The sequence below is a fragment of the Mesorhizobium sp. 128a genome (assembly GCF_053848025.1).
In genome coordinates, this window is record NZ_JBSPKY010000060.1 from 1 (window position 1) to 2886 (window position 2886).

4 protein-coding genes and 1 pseudogene are annotated in these 2886 nt (G+C 60.6%); 1 reads left to right on the top strand and 4 read right to left on the bottom strand.

The genetic code is table 11. The annotated features are described in order from the left end of the window. Positions 1–412, bottom strand: a pseudogene (locus ACWTU9_RS32950) (hypothetical protein); the annotation flags it as partial. A 24-nt stretch (positions 413–436) separates the two neighbouring features. Beyond that, positions 437–658 carry a DUF768 domain-containing protein gene (locus ACWTU9_RS32955; RefSeq protein ID WP_455861972.1) on the bottom strand — a complete coding sequence of 74 codons (222 nt, stop codon included), beginning with the start codon at positions 656–658 and terminating at the stop codon, positions 437–439. A 73-nt stretch (positions 659–731) separates the two neighbouring features. On the opposite strand from ACWTU9_RS32955, the gene ACWTU9_RS32960 reads away from it, so the two are divergent. Beyond that, the gene (locus ACWTU9_RS32960; protein WP_455861973.1) at positions 732–1040 is read left to right on the top strand and encodes a hypothetical protein; all 309 of its coding nucleotides are present in this window, start codon (positions 732–734) and stop codon (positions 1038–1040) included. Positions 1041–1415: 375 nt separating this feature from the next. Here ACWTU9_RS32960 and ACWTU9_RS32965 read toward each other — a convergent pair whose 3' ends face one another. Both ACWTU9_RS32965 and ACWTU9_RS32970 read right to left on the bottom strand, forming a co-directional pair. After that, a complete protein-coding gene (locus tag ACWTU9_RS32965; protein WP_455861974.1) occupies positions 1416–1727 on the bottom strand; it encodes a hypothetical protein in 312 nt (103 codons plus the stop codon). 266 nt (positions 1728–1993) lie between these two features. After that, positions 1994–2248 (bottom strand): hypothetical protein, encoded by a 255-nt coding sequence (locus ACWTU9_RS32970; protein ID WP_455861975.1) that lies wholly within the window; start codon positions 2246–2248, stop codon positions 1994–1996. Positions 2249–2886: the final 638 nt, after the last annotated feature.

A 2886-nucleotide genomic window follows, 5' to 3' on the forward strand; every position in this document is an offset into this window, starting at 1 on the left:
GATCAGACCCATCGAACCAGCATGAAACGTTGAGCTTCGCGAAATGCAGGCACCGTGCCGCCCACCATGTTTTCTTAATCTCGACGTCGACGGCGCCGTCCTTCCATCGCGTCCAGCCGCGGCAAGGACGCTCGATCAAGTCGCTGTCCCGCAGGACTACCCCTTCGCTTTTGCGTACCCTGTCGGGGTACTGTCCGGTGTATAGATCAGGCCGCCATCCTTGCCGCGGCATTTGGCGCATTTCAGCCGGGGGTCGAATGTCCTGCTCCATAGCCGGCGCGTCCGGTCCGAACCTGTCACGCAGTTTCACTAGGTCGAGCGCCTGGCGGGGGTGGCACGACGGCCGATGGCAATATGCCGTGACGGTCATCCTGTCGTCGATCAGCGATTGCAGCGTCCAGTCTTTGGCCATGAGGTCGATATAGCTCGGCGTTGGTCAGTCGGCCAAGCCGGCATCATGGTGCACGATGGCATCCAGGACCGTGTTGTATACGCTAACGGTGTCCTCTTCGATCTCTGTGGTGCCGATGTCGAGGGCTTTTGCATCGGCGAATAGCTTCTGGGTCAGCTCGGCAACTGAGAGCACGTCGGCGCCGACGCTCTCGGAGATGTTGTTGGAAATCCACTGGTGCAGGAAGTTGGTGCCGCGGGTGCTCATCTTCCGATAAGCTCGCGGCGTATATTAGGTTCCGCTACTTGACGACAGTGCCAGACGCACCAGAGTCTTGGGCATGGCTCGGGGTAATATCAAAGTTGGCGATACCGTCGCGATCACTGCAACCGTGCGCAAGCGGGTCACGGAAGACCGCGTGAGCGTTCTTATCCCGTCCTATGGTCAGCCGCACTCGATCGTTGACACCACCCCATACATAAGCAGCGGGCAGAAAATCGAGCTGACCGGCGAAGTGCTTCGCGTCGATGAAGATACGGTGACGGTCGGCGGCAAGGACCTGGGCATTACGGTCAAGCAAAGTGCCGTGCGGCTCGTCACTAGCTATGTGGCACCGGAGGGGAAGAGGCTGGTCGACAAGCCGTCCTGAGAGGGATTACTCAAAATTGTTTGCCCTGCTGACTTTACGCATGAGCTGCTTATCCACCCAGTCCTGAATTGGTCGGTCGGGGTTGCGACTCCGCCAGGTAACCGGCGCACTCCGGTTCGACCCTACATGGAGTGCCAAATCTGTGAGCGACGGGAATGTCTTCTTGAACCCGTCGATTGTCACGGTAACCGGAACTAAAACCCCGCTCGGCATTACTACCCCTCGCTGGTGCGAAGAAGCCTGCCGCTCCATTCACGGCAACGGCAGGCCCAGTTGGCCCGGGGCGTTGGAGACCCGGCGCAGAGCAACCTTTAGAGTTCCAGCACGTTCCGCGCTTCAGACCTTTGCGCCATGGTCTACGACCTTTTTTTGCCATTAGGCTTGCCCCACTGGCGCCGCTGAGGCCAGTCCCGCAAGCAGCCGCCGTTCGTTCATTTCATCGGATGCGCCGGCGAGCTCGGTTATGAAATGCAGCACCCACTCGGCACGCAGCGTGAATCTCTGCACCGTGCCGTCGGGACGGTGGAACTGAAAGGCCAGCCAGGCGCCATCTTCCGAGGTTCCCAGCCAGTATCGATCGATCACCGCTTCCTCGAAGGCACCGAACTGTGCCTTGAAGGCTTCGCGGTTGCGCTCGACCTGCTTGGCGAGCTCGGGCGGTGGGCTCGGAAGCGTCCTATCGGCCATTGATCGACCTGATCGCTTCACGGACCGCAAGGGCGGTCTGGCGCTTCAGTTCTGCAACCGACTCCCTGGACGGCGGCGCGTTGCGGTTCCAGTTGTGGGTTTGGTAGATATTGATCGGCCGCTGATCGTTGGCTGCCGTCTTCTCAGTGGTCGACGCCTGCGAGCGAACGTCCTGGAACTGGGCAGGCCCGTGCTCACCGACCCAACAGGGCTCGCCAGCGCTCGCGGTACCGTTCTGACTCTATCTTCCCGCCTATTAAAACCGCTCAGTCCTCAAGACGCGGTGCTTGCCGAGCAAGTAGATTACGCACGTTGGAAACTTGCCATTGCCCGTTCCGAGCCGTGCGAGCCCCTCGATTGTTCAAGGCGATGGCCAAGCCGCGCATACTGGTGACGCCGGAGCGCAGGATCGAGCCGATGATCGGCAAAACGGTCAGCGCGAAGCGATCGGCTTGCTTGGCTGCGGCCTCGCGCCCTTTGGCAGCTGCTTCGGCTGCGTTCGATGGGTTGCCAAGCGTCACGCCGGTTGCCTTGCGTGAGGCGAGCGCGGCCTTCGTCCGCTCGGAGCCGCTCCGAAGGGCATGAAGAGGCCAGCAACGCGGTGGGTGAGGCCGCGTCTCATTGGGCGTGTTAAGCACTTGCGCGGCGAGGAGGATTTGCGCCACGCTTCGCTGCCGGATTTTTGGAAAGAATAGCGCGCAAAGGGAAAGCCATCGGACCTGTTTTCCATCTGGTTCGGAACATGGCTTCAGAAGCATCGTTATCTTGAGAAGTTCATTCTCATAGTTGGCCCCAGTCCATGAAACTCCTACGGTCATTGCATGAAATTGCCGCAGCTCGCGGCGACGGCCTTCACCCCGATTTGCTTAGGATGATGAAGCGGACAGAAACGTGGGCCAATATAGAGGCCGCGCTGCAGTCTGCCCCCGAGATTGATGGAGTCGCGCACCCAGCCAACGACGTCCTGCCAAGTGGGTGCGGCGCGACCACGCGCCGATAGGCGATAAGCGCGCGACGGATCGGCGCAGGAACAATCGCGGGGGGCCCTATGTCTTGGTCAGACCTAAGTCCTGCCGTTGGGGTTCGCGGGGATGGTCCCCAGCCGACCTGACGAGACCGGCGTTCGGGTAGCGGCTTTCCAGTGACCGCTAGGCCGATA

Coding starts and splice junctions, on each gene's coding strand:
- ACWTU9_RS32955 (WP_455861972.1), bottom strand. CDS start 658: ATGAGCACCCGCGGCACCAACTTCCTGCACCAGTGGATTTCCAACAAC.
- ACWTU9_RS32960 (WP_455861973.1), top strand. CDS start 732: ATGGCTCGGGGTAATATCAAAGTTGGCGATACCGTCGCGATCACTGCA.
- ACWTU9_RS32965 (WP_455861974.1), bottom strand. CDS start 1,727: ATGGCCGATAGGACGCTTCCGAGCCCACCGCCCGAGCTCGCCAAGCAG.